At 28.1% G+C, this 2,778-nt stretch carries 4 protein-coding genes; all 4 read left to right on the forward strand.

Annotated elements, in window-relative coordinates; genetic code table 11:
- Positions 1-83 precede the first annotated feature (83 nt).
- On the forward strand, positions 84-1,019 hold the full coding sequence (locus ACFQ1U_RS13625; protein ID WP_386109316.1) for a hypothetical protein: 936 nt from the start codon (positions 84-86) through the stop codon (positions 1,017-1,019).
- A 192-nt stretch (positions 1,020-1,211) separates the two neighbouring features.
- Entirely contained in the window at positions 1,212-1,514 is a 303-nt protein-coding gene (locus ACFQ1U_RS13630) for a hypothetical protein (protein ID WP_386109318.1), read from the forward strand.
- A gap of 7 nt (positions 1,515-1,521) precedes the next feature.
- The gene (locus ACFQ1U_RS13635) at positions 1,522-1,869 is read left to right on the forward strand and encodes a hypothetical protein (RefSeq protein ID WP_386109320.1); all 348 of its coding nucleotides are present in this window, start codon (positions 1,522-1,524) and stop codon (positions 1,867-1,869) included.
- A gap of 171 nt (positions 1,870-2,040) precedes the next feature.
- Positions 2,041-2,571 (forward strand): hypothetical protein, encoded by a 531-nt coding sequence (locus tag ACFQ1U_RS13640; RefSeq protein ID WP_386109322.1) that lies wholly within the window; start codon positions 2,041-2,043, stop codon positions 2,569-2,571.
- The last annotated feature ends 207 nt before the right edge of the window (positions 2,572-2,778 follow it).

Genomic DNA, 2,778 nt, shown 5'->3' on the forward strand with positions numbered 1-2,778 from the left:
TTTTTTGTATATTACAGCACACAACAAAACCTAAGCACCATTAAAACGGATGCTTAGCAAAATCGTTGGCAAACATTTAGAAAATGGAAAACATATCACATATAATTTCTGATTTAAAGTATAAAAAATATAATACTACTAGAATAGCTTTAGAACTTCTAAAAAAAGGATACTCGGAAAAAGAGATAAAAATTGCTCTTTTAGAAAGTAAACTAAAAAGAAAAAACAATAATAAAATTATTGCAATCATCTTGATAATTATTGGAGTTCTTGCAAACTTTTATACTGAATCAACATACATTAATAACTTTTTTCGATTTGATTTTTTTTCACAAGCTGATTTTATGCTTTTTAATGAAAGAATATTAAAACCTACAATTACCATTTCTATGATTTTTCTCGGGATTAATCTACTTATTGAGAGAACGAGAATAAATAAATTTCTTAAGTATGCTTTAATAATTCTACTAATAGTCTTTGGCTTGACAATCACTTCATATTATTCTATTCTAGCAATTATATTTTGTGGAATTTCATTACTTCTTATAACACTTCTTGAACTTCCTGAAAAGATAAAAACTCCTGAATTACAAAAAATATTTCCTGAATTTAATAGAAATTGGGATGGTACGGCTGGCTATATTTTTTTAGTTCTTGGAATAGTTTTAGTCTATTCTTCAGAAATTAGTTTTGAATATATTGAGACCGGAGAAAAAACGCTAAAAGCATCCTTGGGATTTATAGACCGTTTTATACTTCAATTAAAACCTATTTTTGGAATACTTGGCCTTGTGACGGCCCTATTAATGAGTATTAATTTAAATAAGTTTAAAATTGCACTTTATATTTTAGTAGGTTTCTCAGTAATATTTATTTTGGCCTGTTTGCTGCATAACGAGTTTCAAAATTTAATCTACGGGTGTTCAATTATATTAATCACTTCAATATTAATTTATTTTACCCATAGAAACCGTAAAGCAAACGCGAAAAAAACATTTGCCAACAATACCCAAACGTAATGCGGACTTTAGGGCTAAATCGCAAGGTCTGTGTATATTTATAAAGTCGCTAAATCTTATGGATTTAGCTTTGGACAAGAAAAAATAAAACTAAATAATAAGCTTTAGCTTCGTGCACAGACGGAAACGAACAGTTTCCTTACTACCGCACTACACTTAGCCTAACCGTTGGCAAACATTTAACACACAACTATGAAAAAACTAAATATACTTTTCTTTTTACTTTACATAAGTACTATTAATGCTCAATCGCTCTTTAAAAACACAGATTTAGTGGATGAATTTGGTGATAAGATAGATGAAATTAAAATGAATGTTGCAATTGGTAGTTTTTCTAATTCTGCAACTAACAGTTCCCCTTTACTTGTACATACAATATTAGAAGAAGTACCTGATTTTAAAAATTTGGATGAATATAAAGAGTTTTCTAAACGACAGTTACAGAAGTTAGGTTATTCAGAAAAAAAAAATAAAAGCTGCTTTAAAATATGCTGAAAAATCTTTGAAAGTAACACAAAACTTTAACGGGAATATTAAGTTCGAATTATATGAATACAAAGACTTAAAAGTGAAAGTTGATGGTGTCAAAAAAGGACTCATTTCAATCAAAACATCTGAAGGAAAGAAATTCAGAGCTCAATTAAGTTCATTATCATTTAGGGAGAATGCAGTTATAATAACTGGGTATAAAAACATTACAACAACTCCTTCAGGTGTTAAAACTCTCATTAAGTCAGGTTTATATGACTGGTCACAAACAGAAATTTACAATGAAATAGTGAATTCAAAAGATAAAATTATGGTTGTTATAACTTTTGACAATTCAACTTACAAATTTATTATGGAATAAATACAACTTATGATAAAAAACGATTTGCCAACAAGGTGTATAATTAATTGCGGCAGAATTTCCTCTCCGGAAATTCAATCTTATTAATTATCTTTCCGCAACATCGGAAGAGAACTCGCGTCCTTTTCCCGCAAAAAATCATACACAAATACGTTGGCAAACATTTAAAAAATGATGAAAAACTTAATTTTAGTAATCTCGACTTTATTCATCATTCTGATTTCTTTTCAAAATGTAATCGGCCAAAATTCTATTTTGGTAAAAGGAAAGGTTATTGATTATGATACTAATGAAAATCTACCAGGCGTAAAAATAGAAACGTATAATGGAAAAGTTTTATTGAACAAAACCGATACTAATCTTGAAGATGGTTCATTTGCTTTAACGACAAAAAATACAACTGATAAAATATTATTTACAAGCGATTATTATTACCCAATAATTATAGAAAACATCAATAAAATAAATGGAAATGGATTAAATATCGGACAAATTCAATTAATTGAAATTCCTATTGTTTTTACACGATACATTTCAAAGAAAGCGGAACGAGAAGGAAGAAGAGAAGAAAAAAGGAAATTCAAAGAACTCAAAGAAGGAATTATTGTTCGTTCAAATAATCGAACTTATAAAATGAGATTAAAGAAAAACAAAGGTGAATTTACTTTTTATATTGACTTTAAAGATTTTATAAACAATTGAACTAAAAAAAACGATTTGCCAACAACGTGTAAAATTAATTGCTAGTAAAAGCTCACTTGGGAAATTCCTTCGGAATTTCGCCGTTCGTGTTTTATATAGTAAATTAGTTGCTTGAAACACGCAACTAATCTTACACAAAACCGTTGTAGGCAATATTGACCTTACATTGAAAATTATTAATTAAATTTAAACAACGGTAAAAACTAT

The organism is Tenacibaculum geojense (assembly GCF_042676005.1).
Lineage (GTDB): Bacteria > Bacteroidota > Bacteroidia > Flavobacteriales > Flavobacteriaceae > Polaribacter > Polaribacter geojense.

Excerpts from the sequence above, each read along its gene's own strand:
- ACFQ1U_RS13630 (WP_386109318.1), top strand. The coding sequence starts at position 1,212 with ATGAAAAAACTAAATATACTTTTCTTTTTACTTTACATAAGTACTATT.
- ACFQ1U_RS13625 (WP_386109316.1), top strand. The coding sequence starts at position 84 with ATGGAAAACATATCACATATAATTTCTGATTTAAAGTATAAAAAATAT.
- ACFQ1U_RS13640 (WP_386109322.1), top strand. The coding sequence starts at position 2,041 with ATGATGAAAAACTTAATTTTAGTAATCTCGACTTTATTCATCATTCTG.